This is a genomic window from Serratia sp. 25CWL12, from assembly GCF_055790885.1.
On record NZ_CM147698.1, the window covers coordinates 2,060,245 to 2,078,098 of the forward strand.

Consider the following 17,854-nt stretch of genomic DNA (forward strand, 5'->3'; position numbering starts at 1 on the left):
CTCATGGAGACCTATCTACGATGTGCTTCGGCCAGATCACTTGGCATGGTACCTTGCATACTCTGCCAGATAGCCCCACTCTCTTTACCGTAATTACGGACACAATCCATCACTTGGTCGTACATTTTCTCATGGCACAGGCTCGACAATTTATTGTAAAAGCTGAGTGCCAACTGACGTGCTTCTGGATTTGAAAAATAATAGCGCCCAACCCGGATATAGAGCCCTTTCAAGCCGTTAATGATCAAGCCATAAATCGGATTACCTGAGGCGAACGCCAGGCCACGAAATACTTCATAATCAAGCTGATCGAAGGCATCAGTCTGCTCATCAGCCTGTGTGGCTTTAGCTAATATTTCTAGCGCCTGCTCCGGATGGTTGCGCACAGCGGCGCGGATAAAAATAGACGCGATATTGGTACGTACCGCCAGCAAATTATCAATCAACTGTGGCACGCTATTATGATCAAGACGTGCCAGCGTCTCTAAGATATTAAGACCTGAAGTTTCCCAAAAATTGTTCACTTTGGTGGGCTTACCATGTTGAATGGTCAACCAGCCATCGCGGGCCAATCGCTGTAATACCTCACGTAAAGTGGTGCGCGTAACGCCAATCAATTCTGAAAGCTCACGCTCTGCAGGCAAGATAGAGCCGGGCGGGAAACGATTATTCCAAATACTTTCAATAAGATATTCTTCCGCAAAACCGGCAGGGCTCTGGGCCTTTATAACCATGTGTAATGTCCGTGGCGATGATCATCAATAATTGTAATCGTCTGATCATACCAGATCACTATGCCATCACATAGTATGAGCAAAAGGCAATAAACGAAAGTGTGCATAATCCGACAAAAAACCACTTCTATTCGATGCTGTGCAAGCAGACGAAAGGCAAGATACGTTAAATGGTGACGGGTATATATTTACCTGAAACACTGAGTTAGGTAAGCTCAACCTCGTGCGCACTCATTTTAAGGCTTCTCAAAATAACATGACTATAACAATTCGTTCCGCATTGATGAAAAATTTTCTCGGGGATTCTCCCGACTGGTATAAATGGGTGATCATCAGTTTTCTGCTGCTCAATCCGCTGGTCTTTTTTCTGGTCAGTCCCTTCGTGGCAGGTTGGTTGCTGGTGGTGCAGTTTATCTTCACCTTAGCGATGGCATTAAAATGCTACCCACTACAACCCGGTGGATTATTGGCTATTGAGGCCACCTTGATCGGCATGACTAGCCCGGCACATATCGGCGAGGAAATTGCCAATAATCTTGAAGTGCTGCTGCTGCTGATATTCATGGTCGCTGGCATCTATTTTATGAAGCAATTGCTGCTATTTCTTTTTACCAAGCTATTGCTTAGTATCCGCTCAAAAATGCTGCTTTCTCTCGCCTTCTGTGGTGCTGCTGCCTTCCTTTCCGCCTTTCTGGATGCTCTGACGGTGATAGCCGTGGTTATCAGTGTCGGTACCGGTTTTTATGCTATCTATTACAATGTGGTGGCTAAACAAGCAGATAATAATTCGCAAATTGCTGATGACAGCCTCATTGATAATCCTGAACATCAGCAAATCATGGAACAATTCCGCAGTTTCTTGCGCAGCCTGCTGATGCATGCTGGCATAGGGACCGCACTCGGCGGCGTAATGACCATGGTCGGGGAGCCGCAAAACCTGATCATCGCCAAAAATGCAGGCTGGGGATTTATCGAATTCTTTCTACACATGACCCCCGTAACGCTGCCAGTCTTCGTTTGTGGGCTACTGGTTTGTCTTTTGGTTGAGCGTTTTCGGTTGTTTAATTACGGAACCAAACTACCAGAACCGGTGCGTGAAGTACTCAAAGAGTTCGATCGTAAAGCAAGCGCCAAGCGTAACCGTCAAGAAAAAGTCAAACTAGTGATACAGGCATTGGTTGGCGTATGGTTGGTAGTGGCTCTCGCTTTCCACTTAGCCGAGGTTGGTTTGATTGGCCTGTCGGTTATTATTCTGGTCACTTCATTCTGTGGCGTCACCGATGAACATGACATTGGCAAAGCGTTTCAAGAAGCCTTGCCTTTCACCGCCCTGCTGACGGTCTTTTTCACTGTCGTGGCTATCATTATCGAGCAACAACTGTTTAGTCCGGTGATCCAGTTTGTCCTTCAGGCCCCACCAAGCACGCAGATTTCCCTGTTCTATCTGTTCAACGGCCTGCTCTCTTCCGTTTCAGATAACGTTTTTGTAGGAACGGTGTATATCAATGAAGCTAGAGCCGCACTAGAACAGGGGCTTATTTCCCTCAAACAGTTCGAAATGTTGGCCGTCGCCATTAACACCGGTACCAATCTGCCTTCTGTTGCCACACCTAATGGCCAAGCTGCCTTTCTGTTTTTGTTAACCTCATCGCTGGCACCACTGCTACGTATCTCTTATGGGCGTATGGTCTGGATGGCGTTACCTTATACGCTGGTACTGACACTGGTTGGCTTATTATGTGTGCACTATGCCTTAGCGCCCGTGACCGAAACTCTAACTCAATGGAACTGGATATCCCCGCCGTCACTTAACGTCATCTCCTCAGTAACGGCACATTAGGTTATAGTATCCACAATATTAGTCATGATTAAATGACGACGCCTCAATTGCATACTAAACCAGCAAACGAGGCGCCATTAATCCTTTACTGGCTAAAATTTTTCATTGAATCAGTGGCTGGTGGCTGGCAGCGGGGGAAAATTGGTTTACACTCCCTGTTCAATAGCTTACTGCATGGAAGAGTATATATGTTGCAATTCTTTAACCGCTGCTCCAAAGGGCGCGGTGCTTGGATCTTGATGGCTCTCACTGCACTGGCACTGGAGTTAACCGCACTCTATTTCCAACACGTTATGTTGCTGCAACCTTGTGTCATGTGCATCTACGAACGCGTTGCTCTGTTTGGCATCCTGGCCGCGTCACTGATTGGCGCAATAGCACCGAAAAGCGCCTTACGCTATCTTGCTATCCTATTGTGGCTCTATAGCGCCGGGGAAGGTCTACGGTTGGCGTGGAAACATACCATGATCCAACTACACCCATCGCCCTTCAATACCTGTGACTTTTTTGTCAATTTCCCTAGCTGGCTCCCCTTGGATAAATGGGCTCCTGCCATATTCCACGCATCGGGTGACTGTTCGTTACTTCAATGGCAATTTCTGTCATTGGAGATGCCGCAATGGTTAATCGGCATCTTTGCCGCCTACCTGTTGGTGGGTATTCTGGTACTGATCAGCCAATTTGTACGCCCGCGTAAGCGTGATCTGTTCGGACGTTCCTATTAAATTTTCGAGATGGGGTTTTCGGGATGGGGTTGATTTCAAGGATGAAAAATGAGTGGACTTTGGTGATGGAAAGAACGCCATCACCATTTAAACGCTAACTCGAAGCAACCTGGCTAACGCCTGTCAGCAAATTACTTCGCCCAACCAGGTTTGTTTAAAATGTGATCCTGCCAGTCCACCACTTCACTCTCGCGCACCGCAATATGGCGCACAGAGATGCGTTCGCCATGCATCGCTGCTTTTGAACCACTGATTAACGGGTGCCAAGTTGGTAAAGTGTGACCTTCACCAATCAGGCGGTAGGCACAGGTGGGGGGCAACCACTCGAAACTTTTGAGGTTCTCACGCGTCAACTTGATGCAATCTTCCTCCAGTTCAAAGCGCTGTTCATAGTTACGGCACTGGCAGGATTTTATATTAAGCTGATCACAGGCCACATTGGTGAAATAAATCTCATCGGTATCTTCGTCGATCAATTTATTCAAGCAACATTGCCCACAGCCATCACACAGTGACTCCCACTCTGCTTCAGACATTTCATCCAGCGTTTTCTGTTGCCAAAAAGGAGGTTGTGACATATTGGTGGTTTCCGAAGATAGAGAAATAACGGCCAGCAGGCTTCAATGGGCACTATATAGCATACCCACACGCCTGCACGCTACCAGATATCTCCCGCTTGAGAAACCAATGGGCGGCCTGCTTGGGTAAAATAGTGTTGGCAAGCCGCAAGACGCTGGTGTGAAATTAGATAACCCGCGTAGTGAGTGATTTGCCATTAAGCGATATTTTCAACGTATCACCAGCGCTCATCGGACCTACACCCTGCGGGGTACCCGTCAAAATGATATCGCCAGGGCGCAACGTGAAGAAACGGCTCATATAGGCAATCAACGGTATAATCGGCGTGATCATATCGCGGGTGTTTCCTTGCTGACGCAATTGATCATTAAGCGTCAAGGTCAGTTCCGCATTTTGCGGATCACCAAATTCAGCCACTGGAATAAACCCTGAAATGGGGCAAGAACCATCAAACCCTTTCGCTTTCTCCCAAGGTTGCCCCGCCTTTTTGAACCCAGCTTGTAATTCGCGCAACGTTAAGTCGAGAGCGACACCGTACCCTGCTATAGCCCGAAACACACGATCTTCATTGGCCTGCTTCAGCGGCGAACCGATCAGCACCGCTAACTCAACCTCATGATGCACTTCCCCAAACTCTTTAGGGATCGCTATCGGCTGACGGATATCGCACAAGGCAGTTTCAGGTTTAATAAATAATACCGGCTCAGCGGATACCTTATTGCCCATCTCCTTGATGTGGTCAGCATAATTGCTTCCGACGCACACCACCTTACTTACCGGAAAATCGAGCAACGCACCTTGCCAGTCTCTATGTTGATACATTCCGTTTCTCCCAACCACAATGCCAAAATTATATACTCTTCGCCATTCACGCTGTAGTCAACTGCAACATCATTGAATAGTGATGTGCTGAACAGTGGATTATTTCTTGCCGGATGAACAATGCTGATTCATTAAATTTTCTACCGGCGGCGGGACTTGCAGATAAAACCCTTGCTCTTTTAGTGCCTCTTTCACTTTTTCGATATCCGCCGAGGCCAATTTTTTACGCTCATTCAATGAAAGCATCATCGATAACTGCGGTATACCAAAACTTTTCAGCAGTTCTTCGGGCACACGAGAAAAATCGTCTTTTTTTTCAACATAAAGGTAAGTTTGATCACGTTTAGGGCTTCTATAGATCACACAATGCATTTTTAAAACTCTATTTAATTGAGACTGCGGCTTGCCTGGATATAACTCTGACTATAACATGTTTATGATACGTCGGAATATCGTACCCCGAGTGGTATTCAGGGGATTTAACGTTGCTGAAACTGAGTCAGGATAGATGTCACAATCGCCAATTGAGCTAAAAGGCAGCAGTTTTACCCTATCGGTTGTTCATTTGCATCATTCGGACCCCGAGGTAATTCGTCAGGCACTGCAAGAGAAAGTAAACCAGGCGCCCGCTTTTCTCAAAAATGCCCCTGTTGTCATCAATGTTGCTGCACTGGACAGTGACGCAAACTGGAAACAGCTGCAGCAGGCTTTCACTTCTGCGGGGTTGCGTGTGGTTGGCATCAGCGGATGCAAAGATGAGCAGCAAAAACGCGCTTTTGCCCGCGCAGGTTTACCCATGCTCAACGAGGGGAAAGCACAGAAAGCCGCTCCACCCGCCCCAGCCGCTCCTGTTATACCGGATAATGCCCCTGCTAAAACGCGCATCATCAATACGCCAGTGCGTTCAGGCCAACAAATTTATGCACGTAACAGCGATTTAATCATCACCAACAATGTCAGTGCTGGCGCTGAATTGATCGCCGATGGCAATATTCATATCTATGGCTCGCTACGCGGGCGGGCATTGGCTGGTGCCTCTGGCGATCCACAATGTCAGATTTTTTGCACCTCCCTGAGTGCTGAGCTAGTCTCTATTGCAGGGCAATATTGGGTGAGCGACCAGATACCGGTTGATTTTTTCGGCCAGGCGGTACGCCTCAGCCTATTGAATAATACATTAACCATACAACCTTTAAATTAAGCCCTTTTGACAAGGAATACTTTTCATGGCACGCGTTATTGTTGTTACCTCGGGTAAAGGGGGCGTTGGCAAGACCACATCAAGTGCAGCCATTGCTACCGGCTTAGCCCAAAAAGGCAAGAAGACTGTCGTGATCGATTTTGATATCGGCCTGCGTAACCTTGACCTCATCATGGGATGTGAACGCCGGGTAGTTTATGATTTTGTTAACGTTATTCAGGGTGATGCCACACTGAACCAGGCGTTAATCAAAGACAAACGTACCGAAAATCTGCATATTCTGCCCGCTTCGCAGACGCGTGATAAAGACGCGCTTACTTACGAAGGTGTTGAGAAGGTACTCAATGATCTCGACGAGATGGGTTTTGAATTTATCGTCTGTGACTCTCCTGCAGGGATCGAAACTGGCGCATTAATGGCGCTCTATTTCGCTGATGAAGCCATTATTACCACTAACCCTGAGGTCTCTTCCGTTCGTGACTCTGACCGCATTCTAGGCATTTTAGCCTCAAAGTCACGCCGTGCCGAAAAAGGCGAAGAGCCTATCAAGGAACATCTGCTGTTGACTCGCTACAATGCAGGGCGTGTTAACCGTGGCGATATGTTGAGCATGGAAGATGTGCTGGAAATTCTGCGTATTCCGCTGGTCGGTGTGATCCCGGAAGATCAATCCGTATTGCGCGCGTCCAACCAAGGGGAACCTGTTATTCTGGATAAAGAGTCGGATGCCGGTAAGGCCTATGACGATACTGTTTATCGCCTGTTAGGCGAAGAGCGTCCATTCCGCTTCATCGAAGAAGAGAAAAAGGGCTTCCTGAAACGCCTTTTTGGGGGATAAATCATGGCTTTGTTAGACTTCTTTCTGTCCCGCAAAAAATCGACAGCCAGCGTAGCCAAGGAGCGGTTGCAGATTATCGTCGCAGAACGTCGTCGCGGAGATAGTGAACCACGCTATCTACCTGATTTGAAACGCGATATCTTGGCTGTAATTTGTAAATATGTTCAAATTGACCCTGAAATGTTACATGTACAATTCGAACATAAAGGCGACGATATTTCAGTGCTTGAACTTAATGTGACACTGCCGGAATCGGAAGAGTCCACTAAATGATCGCTCTCTATTAGCCCCCTGAATCTTCTATCAGGGGGCAATCATGGTCAGAACCAATTTAGGTCAACTAGCCGAGACTCAAATAGCCAATTGCCCCCACAAGTCAGCGCTAGCTACCCTGCAAAATAGCTTGTAGTGGTGCTGTCAATAAGGCTCCACGCCAACCACTGATTAACTCTGGTTGTGTATCATTCTCTTTTAATTTCCAATGCCAGTTCAGCAATTGATTGATCTGCCGCCGTGAAGCTAGCAATTCTGCACTTAAACCACTCTGTTCACTGACTGCCGTAATCACCGCTTTTATTTCTTTAAACACTCGCTTATAGCCTGGTTGATCAATCAGGTTAAGCAAGGGTTCAGGCAAGTCAGACTCATCAAGGGCATTAGCCTGCGCCACCAAGGCCAGTAAGGTGTTACCATGGTAGCGGATCTCTTGCCCACTCAGGCCTAACGCATCAAGTTCACCCAATGAGCCAGGCATATAACGCGCCACTGCCCACAGATTCTCTTCACGCACCACGAAATTCACAGCCAGATCACGCTCACGTGCCTGCTGTAGCCGCCAGGCAGCTAATAGCTGCAAACAGCCTAATTGACGTGGAGTTAACTGCCAGGCATTAGTAATTTCACGATACGCCAGTTCAGGGCGTAACGTTTCACTACGACGCTGGCAAAGTAACAGACACTCATCGGCGGCGGCGGCAGTCCACCCTGCGGTTTCAGTTTCCTGCACCAATTGTTTCGCCATGGGCAGCAAGTAAAGCACATCCGCCGCAGCATAACTGCACTGGCGCTCAGTCAATGGTCGTGCTATCCAGTCGGTACGAGATTCGCTCTTATCTAGCTCAACATGCATATATTCCGCGACGAGTTTGGCAAAACCACATGAAAGTGTATGGCCACCGAATGCCGCCAGGATCTGCGTATCCACCATCGGGCTCGGTAGTGTCTTGAATGCGTTCAAAAAAACCTCAAGATCTTCACTACCTGCATGTAAAAATTTCACTACCGCACAATCTGTCAGTAAATCAATAAATGGTTGCCACTGCGTGATTGGCAGTGGATCGATCAAAGAAAGTTGCTCACCATCATATAATTGAATCAAGCCTAACTGTGGATAATAGGTGCGTGTGCGGACAAACTCCGTATCGAGTGCCACCTGAGCATAATTTCTTGCCTGCTCGCAGATCTGCTGCAAGCCAGCATCGGTAGTGATCAACTGATAATTCAAAACATCATTCTCTTGGTCATTTTAAGGTTCAAACGCAACAAAGCCGGTATTCACCGGCCTGGTTGATAACTTGCGATAACAATTCGCCTAGGCAGCATCTTCCGTATTCAGCTTTTTCTGTTCATCTCGTAATTCTCGCCGCAAAATTTTACCCACGTTTGATTTCGGCAATTCGTCGCGAAATTCAACAATTTTGGGCACTTTATAGCCGGTAAGGTGGCGGCGACAATGGATCAATAACTCCTCTTTAGTGAGTGTCTGGTCTTTCTTCACCACACAAACCTTGACCTGCTCACCTGATACGCCATTTGGAACACCAATCGCTGCACACTCCAACACTTTCGGATGCTGACTGACAACCTCTTCAATTTCATTCGGATAAACGTTAAATCCCGATACCAGGATCATATCCTTCTTACGATCAATAATACGGATAAAACCTTCACCATCCACGGTAACAATATCACCGGTTGCTAACCAACCATCGCGTAATACTTCTGCGGTAGCTTCTGGCCGCTGCCAATAACCTAACATAACTTGTGGCCCTTTAATCCAAAGCTCACCCGGTTCACCAGGCGCCACCTCATGACCTTGATCATCCACCAGGCGAATCTCCGTTGAAGGAACCGGCAGGCCAATACTGCCACTGTAGTGCGTTAAATCATGTGGATTACCTGATACCAGAGGGGAACACTCCGTCAATCCGTACCCTTCCAACAGATGCTTACCCGTCAGTTTCTCCCATCTATCCGCCACCGCTTTCTGCACCGCCATACCACCGCCGACAGAAAGCCTTAACGAAGAGAAATCCAATTTTTGGAAATCCTCATTGTTAAGCAGTGCATTAAACAGTGTATTGACCCCGGCTATGGCACTAAATGGATATTTTCCCAACTCTTTTACCAAGCCAGGAATATCACGCGGGTTAGTGATCAACAGGCTTCTACCACCCAGTTCGATAAACAGCAGGCAGTTTATGGTCAGCGCAAAAATGTGATAAAGAGGCAACGCCGTCACCACCAACTCTTGCCCTTCATGTAGCACCGGGGCATAGGCCCCCTTCGCCTGTGCCAGGTTGGCCTGCATATTGCGATGAGTCAGCATGGCACCTTTAGCAACCCCGGTGGTGCCACCGGTATATTGCAGGAAAGCCAAATCACTATTGATAACATCTGGCTTCACATATTGCATGCGGCGGCCTTGTTGCAAAACGCGACGAAATGAAATCGCATCAGGCAAGTCGTATTTTGGAACCAACCGTTTGATATATTTGATAATAAAGTTAACCAATGTTCCTTTCGCACCAGAAAGCTGATCCCCCATGCGCGTCAGAATCACATGTTTTACCTGCGTGTTGAACACCACCCGTTCTAGGGTATGAGCAAAGTTAGAGGCAACAACAATCGCTCTGGCACCACTGTCATTTAACTGGTGTTCCAATTCGCGTGGTGTATAGAGTGGGTTAACATTGACCACTACCATCCCGGCACGCAAGATACCGAACATGGCAATCGGATATTGCAGCAAATTAGGCATCATCAACGCAACACGGTCACCTTTTTGCAGCTTTAACTCATTTTGCAGATAGGCGGCAAACGCCCGACTACGCTCTTCCAACTTGCGGAAGGTCATCACCTCCCCCATGTTGATAAATGCAGGTTGATCCGCAAAGCGCGAGGCTGAATTTTCGAACAATTCGATCAATGATGTGTACTGGTCAGCATCAATTTCTGCCGGAACATCTGCTGGGTAGCGTTTTAGCCAGACTTTTTCCAAGGGTCACCTCTAAAATCATTACAAGCTGTTATCGTGGCCACAAAAAACGCCACAAACATTAACGATATTTTAACTCAGCCCACTGACTCACGTTTCAAACAATATACAGGTTGCGATATATATCACTAATTACTGGCAACGCCTTACTCTGTCACCACAGTCTGAACCTGAGCTGGGCCTGGAGAGTACCAACCATTGCCAGGTCCCCACGGACGATGATGCCAACCCCATGGATCCATCGGTTGTGGTGGCATGACAATTTGCTGGGTAACATGCCAACGCTTGAAACCGCTCGCATTCATGGTCACAAAGCGGTATGGCGTCATGCCAATTTTCCCCTCCAGCACACCGGTGATGGGCCCAACCACCGTCACGAGTTGCCCCTTGAAATCCACAGGTTCAAGGAAACCGTTAATGGCGGCCAATACCCGACCTTGAGAGGGTTCACCTAGCACTGGACGAGCCCCTGCATCTAACGGCACTGTGGCTATTTCCAGCACGGTACGCCCAGGTTCATTCGCTACCCCGACCACCGTACCACCAAAGCGGGCTTCAGCACCGGTGAACTGTTTCGGCGCATTTTGCACCACAATCAGTCTTTCAACCGGCGTTGGTGAGGTTCCTTTAATCGCATCAGGAATAGTGACACATCCAGAAAGCAGCAACAGGCTGCTAGAGATGACCAGCATGACGCCTTTTTTATTTAAAATAGGTGTTAACATCCCATAGCCTCCTGTTATACCCGCCACCATTCAAACGGCTGTGACATGGGTTACTGCTATCCCAATGCTCATCTATCCCAACGCTTATACAGTAATCATAGGCGATTAACGGCCAGGTAGTTTCTTCCAGGTCACTTCATTACGCAGATAAGTGGGCTCGCTCTGTTCTACCGGAACCGCCAACCCCTGCTGCCAAGCCATTAGTGCCAAAGGCAGCATATCCTCAGCCTGCGGTAACAGCGTCTTACCATCAGAAAGAGTCAGTAATGTGCCAGCAACCAGATCAGGATAAGCTTCCCAGCCAGTTCCTGCATGAGACCAAGCTCCCTGTAAACGTTGCGCACGTTCTAACACTTGTGGAGGGGAAAGGACTGCCTCCCCTTCACTTTCCAACCAGCCACCCTCTTGCTGACGTTCAAACGCTCCCCAATACACTTCGCCCATACGCGCGTCAATGGCAGCTAAAACACGTTGCGACCCCGTCATCCGCCAAGCCCCTTGCGCCAGCGTTTGCAATGTGGAGATGCCTAGCATCGGCAGATCAGCTCCCAGCGCCAACCCTTGGGCAATACCAATACCGATACGTACCCCGGTGAAGCTCCCCGGGCCACGGCCAAAAGCGAGTGCATCGAGTTGAGAAAGTGTTAATCCGCAGCTAGCCAGTAGTTGTTGGACCATGGGCAAAATACGCTGGGTATGTTCCCGCGCACAGAGTTCAAACAAGGCGTGAGTTTCGCCATGATCCCAGATAGCAACAGAACATGCTTCCGTCGCCGTATCGATCGCTAAAATTCGCGTAGACATGCCAGACCCCAGGCAGGAAAAATCAGTAATTTCATCTATAAGGCGCGCATTGTAACACGTCCCCGTGGTCGAGCCTATCCGCTAACGTCCGGCACGAAGAAAGGCAATAGCCTCGGATAAATCACGGGTACGGGGTGCAGGCGGTAAGCTCTTGAGGAAGACTTCCCCATACGGTCGCATCACCAGTCGATTATCGCAAATCACCAATACCCCGCGATCATCGCTATCACGGATTAAACGGCCAACCCCCTGTTTCAGGGTAATGACAGCGTCAGGCAGTTGAACGTCGTTGAAAGGGTCGCCACCACGCAAGCGGCAATCTTCAATACGCGCTTTCAGCAAGGGGTCATCTGGTGAGGTAAAGGGCAACTTATCGATAATCACGCAAGAGAGGGTGTCGCCACGCACATCCACCCCTTCCCAGAAACTACTGGTTGCTACCAGCAAGGCATTCCCCGCCTCAACAAACTGTGCCAACAATTGGCCTTTGCTGGTTTCTCCTTGCAGTAGTACCGGCAACGTCAGCGTGGCACGGAACTCTTCAGCCAGTTCACGCATCATCTGATGGGAAGTACAGAGGAAAAAACAACGCCCTTGGTTTGCTTCGATCATCGGCCGCAACATACGTGCTAATTGCCGTGCCGCCCCCGGCTGATTCGGTGCCGGCAGGAAGCGCGGTACGCACAAAATCGCCTGGTTGGCATAATCAAATGGGCTGGGCAATAACAGTGTTTTCGCCTTATTCAGCCCCAAGCGTTCAGTAAAGTGCCCCATTTGTTCATTAACCGACAGCGTCGCCGAAGTAAAAATCCAACTCCCCGGTTTATCATTTAGCATTTCACGAAACCGCTCAGCCACTGTTAATGGCGTCAACGCCAATACAAAATGGCGTGAGTTGCACTCATACCAATAGCTGAAACCCGGTTCATTGACTTCTTTCAAGCGCTTGAGGCGCGTGCGATATTGCGCTGCCCGTTCAAACGCCGCATCCAGTAAGGCTGAACGGCCTAGAGAAAGTTTGACCACGTCATAACACAACTCCAATGCATCATCGAGTAACAGCAAGGCCCGTTGCACATTGGGCTGGGCCAAAACTTCACGCAAATTACCACGGAACCCCGGTTCACCTAATGCCAAGCGGAAATCCTGGGTGCTTTGGCTGAGGCGATCAGCGCTTTTTTGCAACTGTGCGGTATCACGGACTTCGGTACGATAGGCAATCGTAATATCTTTTGCCAAATCGAGTAATTGGCGACTGGTCAGTTGCTTGCCAAAGTATTGGCTGGCGATATCGGGTATCTGGTGAGCTTCGTCAAAGATCATCACATCAGCTTCTGGGATCAGTTCAGCAAAACCGCCCTCTTTGACCACCATATCGGCCAGGAATAGATGATGATTGACCACCACCACATCAGCTTCCATCGCCCGGCGGCGCGCCTTAACGACAAAACAGTCCTTATACTGCGGGCAGTCCCCCCCCAGACAATTATCATTAGTGCTGGTCACCAGTGGCCAAACAAAGCTGTCTTCCGCCACATCTCGGCATAAGCTGATGTCCCCTTCTTCAGTCTGCGATGACCAACTACGCAGACGCACCAGGTCGATTAGCGTTTGCCCCGCCAACTCACCGCCAGCCATCGATTGTTGCTCCAGGCGCTCCAGACATAAATAGTTGGAACGTCCCTTTAGCAACGCTAATCGACCTTGGTATTTTAATGCATTGGCTACCGTGGGGAGATCACGCGCATAGAGTTGATCCTGTAATGCTTTAGAGCCGGTGGAAATAATCACCTTACGCTTTGAACGCAATGCCGGGGCCAAATAGGCATAGGTTTTACCGGTACCGGTTCCTGCTTCGACCACCAGCTCCTGTTTAAAGTTAATCGCTTCTGTCACCGCATTGGCCATCAGCCTTTGTGGTTCACGGGGTTTAAAGCCTTTGATGGCCTGCGCTAATGCGCCTTCGGGTGCAAAATCGTCTATCACGCTATCTCTCTGGCCGAATCATCCAGCGGTGATTATGCCAAGGCTGCTGCTCCGCTACCACCGACTTGATCGATACACACTTCTTATTGCCATTGTGATAATCTTGCCAATATTAAAAACCGGGAGATAACTGAATGAATATTGAGCGAATTGATCCAGCGCAGCGTTGGTCCGAAGCCGTGATCCATAATGACACTATCTATTACACCAGCGTGCCCGAAAACCTGGATGAAGATGCCACAGCGCAAACCACTAATGCACTTGCCGCCATTGATACCCTGCTGGCCCGCGTTGGGTCCGATAAAAGCCGGATTTTAGACGCCACCATTTTTTTGGCAAACGGTGATGATTTTGCCGCCATGAATACCGCTTGGGATGCCTGGGTCGTGGCCGGTAGTGCACCGGTGCGTTGTACGGTAGAAGCGCGCTTGATGAACCCGAAATTTAAAGTGGAAATCAAAATTATCGCCGCGATGTAACAGAAACCGCAGGTCCCCGCCTGCGGCCTCTATTTTGTTTTTATGCCAACTTGATAATAACCATGCCAGTCAGCAGCAACAGTAACCCAAGCCAGCCTTTGGTGTTCAAGCGTTGGCCGAACAAGATCCAGCCTGCCGCAATAGTCGCGGCAATGCCGAATCCCCCCCACAGCGCATAAGCAACCGACAAATCGATCCCTTTAACCGCCTGCGCCAATGCACTAAACGCCGCCAACACTGAGAGTAGTGAAAGCAACCCCAGCCAGATTTTGCGAAAACCATCTGACATTTTCAGAAAAATATTCGCCACGATCTCCAGCACGATGGCTAATGCCAGAAAGCCAATGTGGTATAACTCAAGCTGTTGCATGGTTGTCTCCACCTGGCTTTTTCTGTATTGGTGCTTTGTCAGTGCCGGATTTCACGAGCAAAATGCCGATAAGCAACGCGATCAATCCCAACACTTTTAGTGAAGAAATCGGTTCATCAAACAACATGACGCTAAATAGCGTAATAAACAGAATACCAATCCCTTCCCACAGTGCATACGCCACCCCCAACGCAACCCGTTTCACCGCCAATGACAACATGATGTAAGAACCAGTAATCATTACATACATCATTATATGCCCGGCCATACCGCCACTAACGCTGGCGTATTTCATCGCCAAGGTACCAATAATTTCAGCAACGATAGCAACCGCTAAAAATATCCAATAAATCATTATGCTTCTCCCGAACTACAGATAATGCACGCCAAGGCGTGTTATTTCTGGTCTCTCCCCGTCGGTACCCAAGCAGGTATAGTGCTCATTGCAACTTAGATGAATCTGAGGAAAAACTATTTATCCGGCTATACCAAAACACCGGTTAGAGGGAGAAAAAGCTATAGTTCGCTGCACCAGTGATACTCACTGGCAAGGATGGCAGAAAGGAAAAGTTGGCAAGTAGAGGTTCTGAGGGTAATACCATTTATTGTCATCATAATTATTCTATATTTACAGCAACTAGCAGTGTGGTTCTCTTAATATCCTCATAAATGTAAAATTATTAACTATGATGGTTGTATCATAGTAAAAATAATAAAGCAAAGTGCCTTGCTAACTGATAGAGCAAAAAAAGCTTGAAAATAAGCGTGTTAACTTTTTGACTGAGCGAGTTGTGCCAGTAGCATCGTGGGGATTAAATAATGATAAAGATAAAAAAGGCCCAGGTTGCTTACCTGAGCCTGATAAAAATAAACCGAGTAAATTCGCTCGCTGCATCCCTATGAGGGAGTCTAAGCCTTGTGCAGGTTTAGGCGGTTGCGCCTTTAACGGCTTCACGAGCCAGCTCGGTGATACGAGCATAATCGCCTTTTTCCAACGCATCTGCCGGTACCAGCCATGAACCACCAATACACAATACGCTTTTCAGCGCCAGGTAATCACGGTAATTGTTCGGGGTGATCCCGCCAGTCGGGCAGAAACGAATTTGTGGGAAAGGCCCGGCGATCGCTTGCAAGGCTTTAACACCACCGTTAGCTTCCGCAGGGAAGAATTTGAATTCACGCAAACCATAATCCATCCCTAACATCAACTCGGAAACCGTGCTAATACCCGGGATTAACGGGATTTTACCTGCAGTGGCGGCTTTCAACAGCTCAGGTGTCAGCCCTGGGCTGATCACAAACTGCGCCCCGGCCTCCGTCACTTCATGCAATTGTTGTGTATTGATGACGGTACCCGCACCAATAATCGCTTCAGGTACTTCTTTGGCGATGGCACGAACCGCATCCATCGCACAAGCAGTACGTAGTGTCACTTCCAGTACACGCACACCACCCGCGACCAGTGCTTTAGCCAGCGGTACCGCATGTTCCAGCTTATTAATTACAATTACCGGAACCACTGGGCCTGCCGTCAGGATCTGCTCTGCACTGGTTTTCCAATTATTCATTGTCATTATCTCCACTACTTGCGATTGATATATATGGCAAACCCTGCCACAGGGCACCGCATTACTGCGGTTTCCGATCGTCTCTTTACTCTTTCCGACACCATAAAAGCGCTATCCCCAGTGAATCTACCAGGGTAGCGTGGTTCAAACTGGCATCAAACTAAAATAATTACTCAAACTCATTCCAGGAACGGCCATCACGCGTAATCATTGCCACAGATGCAATCGGCCCCCAAGTCCCCGACTGATAGGGCTTGGGTGCTTCGTTATCCGCTTTCCAGGCATCCATGATCGAATCAACCCATTTCCAAGCCTCTTCCACTTCGTCCCGGCGCACAAACAGAGCTTGTATACCGCGCATCGCCTCTAATAACAGCCGCTCGTAAGCATCCGCGATATGTTCCTGGTTAAAGGTTTCTGAAAAGCTCAAATCCAGCTTGGTGGTTTGCAAGCGATGCTTATGATCCAGACCGGGCACTTTATTCAATACTTGAATTTCAATCCCTTCGTCTGGCTGCAGGCGAATCGTCAATTTGTTTTGTGGAAGCTGCTGGTAAGAGTCACGGAACAGATTCAGTGGCGGGTTTTTAAAGTACACCACCACTTCTGAACATTTAGTCGGCAGGCGTTTACCCGTACGCAGATAGAATGGCACGCCTGCCCATTGCCAGTTATCGATATCCACACGAATGGAAACAAAGGTTTCAGTATTGCTGCGCTTATTCGCGCCCTCTTCTTCCAGATAGCCCGGAACCTTATTGCCTTGTACAAAGCCCGCCGTGTACTGGCCACGTACCGTGGTTTCCCGCACATTAGTCTGATCAATGCGGCGTAGCGAACGTAATACTTTTACTTTTTCATCGCGGATACGATCAGTGGTCAAGTCTGCCGGTGGCGACATGGCAATCATGGTCAGGATCTGTAGCAGGTGGTTCTGGACCATATCACGCATCTGTCCTGCCTGATCAAAATAGCCCCAGCGACCTTCAATCCCCACCTCTTCCGCTACCGTGATCTGTACATGGTCAATGGTGCGATTATCCCAGTTGGAGGCGAACAGTGAGTTAGCAAAGCGCAATGCCAATAGATTGAGTACCGTCTCTTTACCCAAATAGTGGTCAATACGGTAAACTTGGCATTCGCTAAAATACTCAGCAACCTGATCATTAATCTCCCGTGACGACGCCAGATCAGTACCCAGCGGTTTTTCCATCACCACCCGCGCGGGTTCTTTATTCAGCTTGGCCTCCCCCAACCCCCTGCAAACTGCGCCAAAGGTACTGGGTGGCATTGCAAAATAATTGATCGTGGTACGATGTTTCTGATCCAGCATCTTGCCGAGATTGATAAAATTCTTGCTGTTATTGACATCCAGATTACAGAAATCCAGACGAGCACTTAACGTTGCCCACAACTGCTCGTCGAGGGGTTCTTTCATAAAGGTGGTAAGCGCTTCCTTAACCACGTTGCAATAGGCTGCCTTATCCCACTCGGCACGACCCACACCGATGATTCGGGTATCGGGATGGATATGGCCTGCTTTCTCCAATTGATATAGAGAAGGCAGCAATTTACGACGCGCCAAATCGCCTTTTGCGCCGAAAATAACCAGGTCACATGCCTGGGCTGTAGAGGTTACCGCCATACTCATCTCCTCACTGCAAGATATTTGTAATTTTCTTACGTCACTAATGTACTCTTTTTGACTACGGTCCGTAAACCCAGTTTACCGCCGTTGTCATACCAGCAGTCAGTGTGACGACATAAACAACATAATGATTTTATTAATTTTACAGCAATAAAAATAGTGATCAAAAAGAAGAAAAAAATAACAAAAAATGCATTACACTCTCTCTTTAGTTATCTTAACAGCAAGTAAAGCTGTAATTTTCTATCTTTTTTGACG

General features: G+C 48.3%; 19 protein-coding genes. 6 read left to right on the plus strand and 13 right to left on the minus strand.

All coding sequences use genetic code 11. The features are described from left to right. Nucleotides 1–11: 11 nt before the first annotated feature. On the minus strand, nt 12–734 hold the full coding sequence (fadR, locus tag ACX9GV_RS08975) for a fatty acid metabolism transcriptional regulator FadR (RefSeq protein ID WP_023490147.1): 723 nt from the start codon (nt 732–734) through the stop codon (nt 12–14). Nucleotides 735–990: 256 nt separating this feature from the next. Here fadR and nhaB point away from each other — a divergent pair, with 256 nt between their 5' ends. Together nhaB and dsbB are read left to right on the plus strand one after the other, a co-directional pair. Further along, nucleotides 991–2,574, plus strand: coding sequence for a sodium/proton antiporter NhaB (nhaB, locus tag ACX9GV_RS08980; RefSeq protein WP_473197799.1), 1,584 nt, complete (start codon nt 991–993; stop codon nt 2,572–2,574). Nucleotides 2,575–2,762: 188 nt separating this feature from the next. Beyond that, complete coding sequence (gene dsbB / locus ACX9GV_RS08985; RefSeq protein ID WP_037386030.1) at nt 2,763–3,299, plus strand: disulfide bond formation protein DsbB; 537 nt, start codon at nt 2,763–2,765, stop codon at nt 3,297–3,299. 131 nt (nt 3,300–3,430) lie between these two features. On the opposite strand, the gene ACX9GV_RS08990 is transcribed toward dsbB, so the two are convergent. The 3 genes from ACX9GV_RS08990 to ACX9GV_RS09000 all read right to left on the minus strand — a co-directional run bounded on the left by ACX9GV_RS08990 (nt 3,431) and on the right by ACX9GV_RS09000 (nt 5,072). After that, nucleotides 3,431–3,877: a YcgN family cysteine cluster protein gene (locus ACX9GV_RS08990; protein ID WP_473197800.1), complete on the minus strand. Its 447-nt coding sequence runs from the start codon at nt 3,875–3,877 to the stop codon at nt 3,431–3,433. Between the two features lie 166 nt (nt 3,878–4,043). Continuing rightward, on the minus strand, nt 4,044–4,700 hold the full coding sequence (locus ACX9GV_RS08995; protein ID WP_473197801.1) for a fumarylacetoacetate hydrolase family protein: 657 nt from the start codon (nt 4,698–4,700) through the stop codon (nt 4,044–4,046). A gap of 99 nt (nt 4,701–4,799) precedes the next feature. After that, nucleotides 4,800–5,072 (minus strand): YcgL domain-containing protein, encoded by a 273-nt coding sequence (locus ACX9GV_RS09000; protein WP_023490833.1) that lies wholly within the window; start codon nt 5,070–5,072, stop codon nt 4,800–4,802. Nucleotides 5,073–5,208: 136 nt separating this feature from the next. Here ACX9GV_RS09000 and minC point away from each other — a divergent pair, with 136 nt between their 5' ends. The 3 genes from minC to minE are packed head-to-tail and all read left to right on the plus strand — an operon-like array spanning nt 5,209 to nt 7,012. Continuing rightward, the gene (gene minC, locus ACX9GV_RS09005) at nt 5,209–5,901 is read left to right on the plus strand and encodes a septum site-determining protein MinC (protein ID WP_473197802.1); all 693 of its coding nucleotides are present in this window, start codon (nt 5,209–5,211) and stop codon (nt 5,899–5,901) included. A 25-nt stretch (nt 5,902–5,926) separates the two neighbouring features. Then, nucleotides 5,927–6,739, plus strand: a complete 813-nt coding sequence (gene minD / locus ACX9GV_RS09010; protein WP_023490831.1) for a septum site-determining protein MinD — start codon at nt 5,927–5,929, stop codon at nt 6,737–6,739. A 3-nt stretch (nt 6,740–6,742) separates the two neighbouring features. Beyond that, nucleotides 6,743–7,012 (plus strand): cell division topological specificity factor MinE, encoded by a 270-nt coding sequence (minE, locus tag ACX9GV_RS09015; RefSeq protein WP_023490830.1) that lies wholly within the window; start codon nt 6,743–6,745, stop codon nt 7,010–7,012. Nucleotides 7,013–7,121: 109 nt separating this feature from the next. On the opposite strand, the gene rnd is transcribed toward minE, so the two are convergent. From rnd to ACX9GV_RS09040, 5 genes are all read right to left on the minus strand, one after another. Then, nucleotides 7,122–8,243 (minus strand): ribonuclease D, encoded by a 1,122-nt coding sequence (gene rnd / locus ACX9GV_RS09020; RefSeq protein ID WP_473197803.1) that lies wholly within the window; start codon nt 8,241–8,243, stop codon nt 7,122–7,124. A gap of 87 nt (nt 8,244–8,330) precedes the next feature. After that, the gene (gene fadD, locus ACX9GV_RS09025; protein WP_473197804.1) at nt 8,331–10,019 is read right to left on the minus strand and encodes a long-chain-fatty-acid--CoA ligase FadD; all 1,689 of its coding nucleotides are present in this window, start codon (nt 10,017–10,019) and stop codon (nt 8,331–8,333) included. A gap of 143 nt (nt 10,020–10,162) precedes the next feature. Next, nucleotides 10,163–10,741, minus strand: a complete 579-nt coding sequence (locus ACX9GV_RS09030; RefSeq protein ID WP_473197805.1) for a Slp family lipoprotein — start codon at nt 10,739–10,741, stop codon at nt 10,163–10,165. A gap of 105 nt (nt 10,742–10,846) precedes the next feature. After that, complete coding sequence (gene tsaB / locus ACX9GV_RS09035; protein ID WP_473197806.1) at nt 10,847–11,545, minus strand: tRNA (adenosine(37)-N6)-threonylcarbamoyltransferase complex dimerization subunit type 1 TsaB; 699 nt, start codon at nt 11,543–11,545, stop codon at nt 10,847–10,849. Nucleotides 11,546–11,626: 81 nt separating this feature from the next. Then, nucleotides 11,627–13,531, minus strand: a complete 1,905-nt coding sequence (locus ACX9GV_RS09040; RefSeq protein ID WP_473197807.1) for an ATP-dependent DNA helicase — start codon at nt 13,529–13,531, stop codon at nt 11,627–11,629. Between the two features lie 134 nt (nt 13,532–13,665). On the opposite strand from ACX9GV_RS09040, the gene ACX9GV_RS09045 reads away from it, so the two are divergent. Next, nucleotides 13,666–14,010 (plus strand): RidA family protein, encoded by a 345-nt coding sequence (locus ACX9GV_RS09045; protein WP_023490824.1) that lies wholly within the window; start codon nt 13,666–13,668, stop codon nt 14,008–14,010. A gap of 40 nt (nt 14,011–14,050) precedes the next feature. On the opposite strand, the gene mdtI is transcribed toward ACX9GV_RS09045, so the two are convergent. The 4 genes from mdtI to zwf all read right to left on the minus strand — a co-directional run bounded on the left by mdtI (nt 14,051) and on the right by zwf (nt 17,593). Then, nucleotides 14,051–14,380 carry a multidrug/spermidine efflux SMR transporter subunit MdtI gene (gene mdtI / locus ACX9GV_RS09050; RefSeq protein WP_023490823.1) on the minus strand — a complete coding sequence of 110 codons (330 nt, stop codon included), beginning with the start codon at nt 14,378–14,380 and terminating at the stop codon, nt 14,051–14,053. Further along, nucleotides 14,367–14,735 (minus strand): multidrug/spermidine efflux SMR transporter subunit MdtJ, encoded by a 369-nt coding sequence (gene mdtJ / locus ACX9GV_RS09055; RefSeq protein ID WP_023490822.1) that lies wholly within the window; start codon nt 14,733–14,735, stop codon nt 14,367–14,369. The genes mdtI and mdtJ overlap by 14 nt, the downstream gene beginning before the upstream one ends. Nucleotides 14,736–15,306: 571 nt before the next feature. Continuing rightward, complete coding sequence (locus ACX9GV_RS09060) at nt 15,307–15,948, minus strand: bifunctional 4-hydroxy-2-oxoglutarate aldolase/2-dehydro-3-deoxy-phosphogluconate aldolase (RefSeq protein ID WP_023490821.1); 642 nt, start codon at nt 15,946–15,948, stop codon at nt 15,307–15,309. Between the two features lie 169 nt (nt 15,949–16,117). Beyond that, nucleotides 16,118–17,593: a glucose-6-phosphate dehydrogenase gene (gene zwf, locus ACX9GV_RS09065; RefSeq protein ID WP_023490820.1), complete on the minus strand. Its 1,476-nt coding sequence runs from the start codon at nt 17,591–17,593 to the stop codon at nt 16,118–16,120. Nucleotides 17,594–17,854: the final 261 nt, after the last annotated feature.

Excerpts from the sequence above, each read along its gene's own strand:
- fadR (WP_023490147.1), bottom strand. The coding sequence starts at position 734 with ATGGTTATAAAGGCCCAGAGCCCTGCCGGTTTTGCGGAAGAATATCTT.
- nhaB (WP_473197799.1), top strand. The coding sequence starts at position 991 with ATGACTATAACAATTCGTTCCGCATTGATGAAAAATTTTCTCGGGGAT.
- dsbB (WP_037386030.1), top strand. The coding sequence starts at position 2,763 with ATGTTGCAATTCTTTAACCGCTGCTCCAAAGGGCGCGGTGCTTGGATC.
- ACX9GV_RS08990 (WP_473197800.1), bottom strand. The coding sequence starts at position 3,877 with ATGTCACAACCTCCTTTTTGGCAACAGAAAACGCTGGATGAAATGTCT.
- ACX9GV_RS08995 (WP_473197801.1), bottom strand. The coding sequence starts at position 4,700 with ATGTATCAACATAGAGACTGGCAAGGTGCGTTGCTCGATTTTCCGGTA.
- ACX9GV_RS09000 (WP_023490833.1), bottom strand. The coding sequence starts at position 5,072 with ATGCATTGTGTGATCTATAGAAGCCCTAAACGTGATCAAACTTACCTT.
- minC (WP_473197802.1), top strand. The coding sequence starts at position 5,209 with ATGTCACAATCGCCAATTGAGCTAAAAGGCAGCAGTTTTACCCTATCG.
- minD (WP_023490831.1), top strand. The coding sequence starts at position 5,927 with ATGGCACGCGTTATTGTTGTTACCTCGGGTAAAGGGGGCGTTGGCAAG.
- minE (WP_023490830.1), top strand. The coding sequence starts at position 6,743 with ATGGCTTTGTTAGACTTCTTTCTGTCCCGCAAAAAATCGACAGCCAGC.
- ACX9GV_RS09030 (WP_473197805.1), bottom strand. The coding sequence starts at position 10,741 with ATGTTAACACCTATTTTAAATAAAAAAGGCGTCATGCTGGTCATCTCT.
- tsaB (WP_473197806.1), bottom strand. The coding sequence starts at position 11,545 with ATGTCTACGCGAATTTTAGCGATCGATACGGCGACGGAAGCATGTTCT.
- ACX9GV_RS09045 (WP_023490824.1), top strand. The coding sequence starts at position 13,666 with ATGAATATTGAGCGAATTGATCCAGCGCAGCGTTGGTCCGAAGCCGTG.
- mdtI (WP_023490823.1), bottom strand. The coding sequence starts at position 14,380 with ATGCAACAGCTTGAGTTATACCACATTGGCTTTCTGGCATTAGCCATC.
- mdtJ (WP_023490822.1), bottom strand. The coding sequence starts at position 14,735 with ATGATTTATTGGATATTTTTAGCGGTTGCTATCGTTGCTGAAATTATT.
- ACX9GV_RS09060 (WP_023490821.1), bottom strand. The coding sequence starts at position 15,948 with ATGAATAATTGGAAAACCAGTGCAGAGCAGATCCTGACGGCAGGCCCA.
- zwf (WP_023490820.1), bottom strand. The coding sequence starts at position 17,593 with ATGGCGGTAACCTCTACAGCCCAGGCATGTGACCTGGTTATTTTCGGC.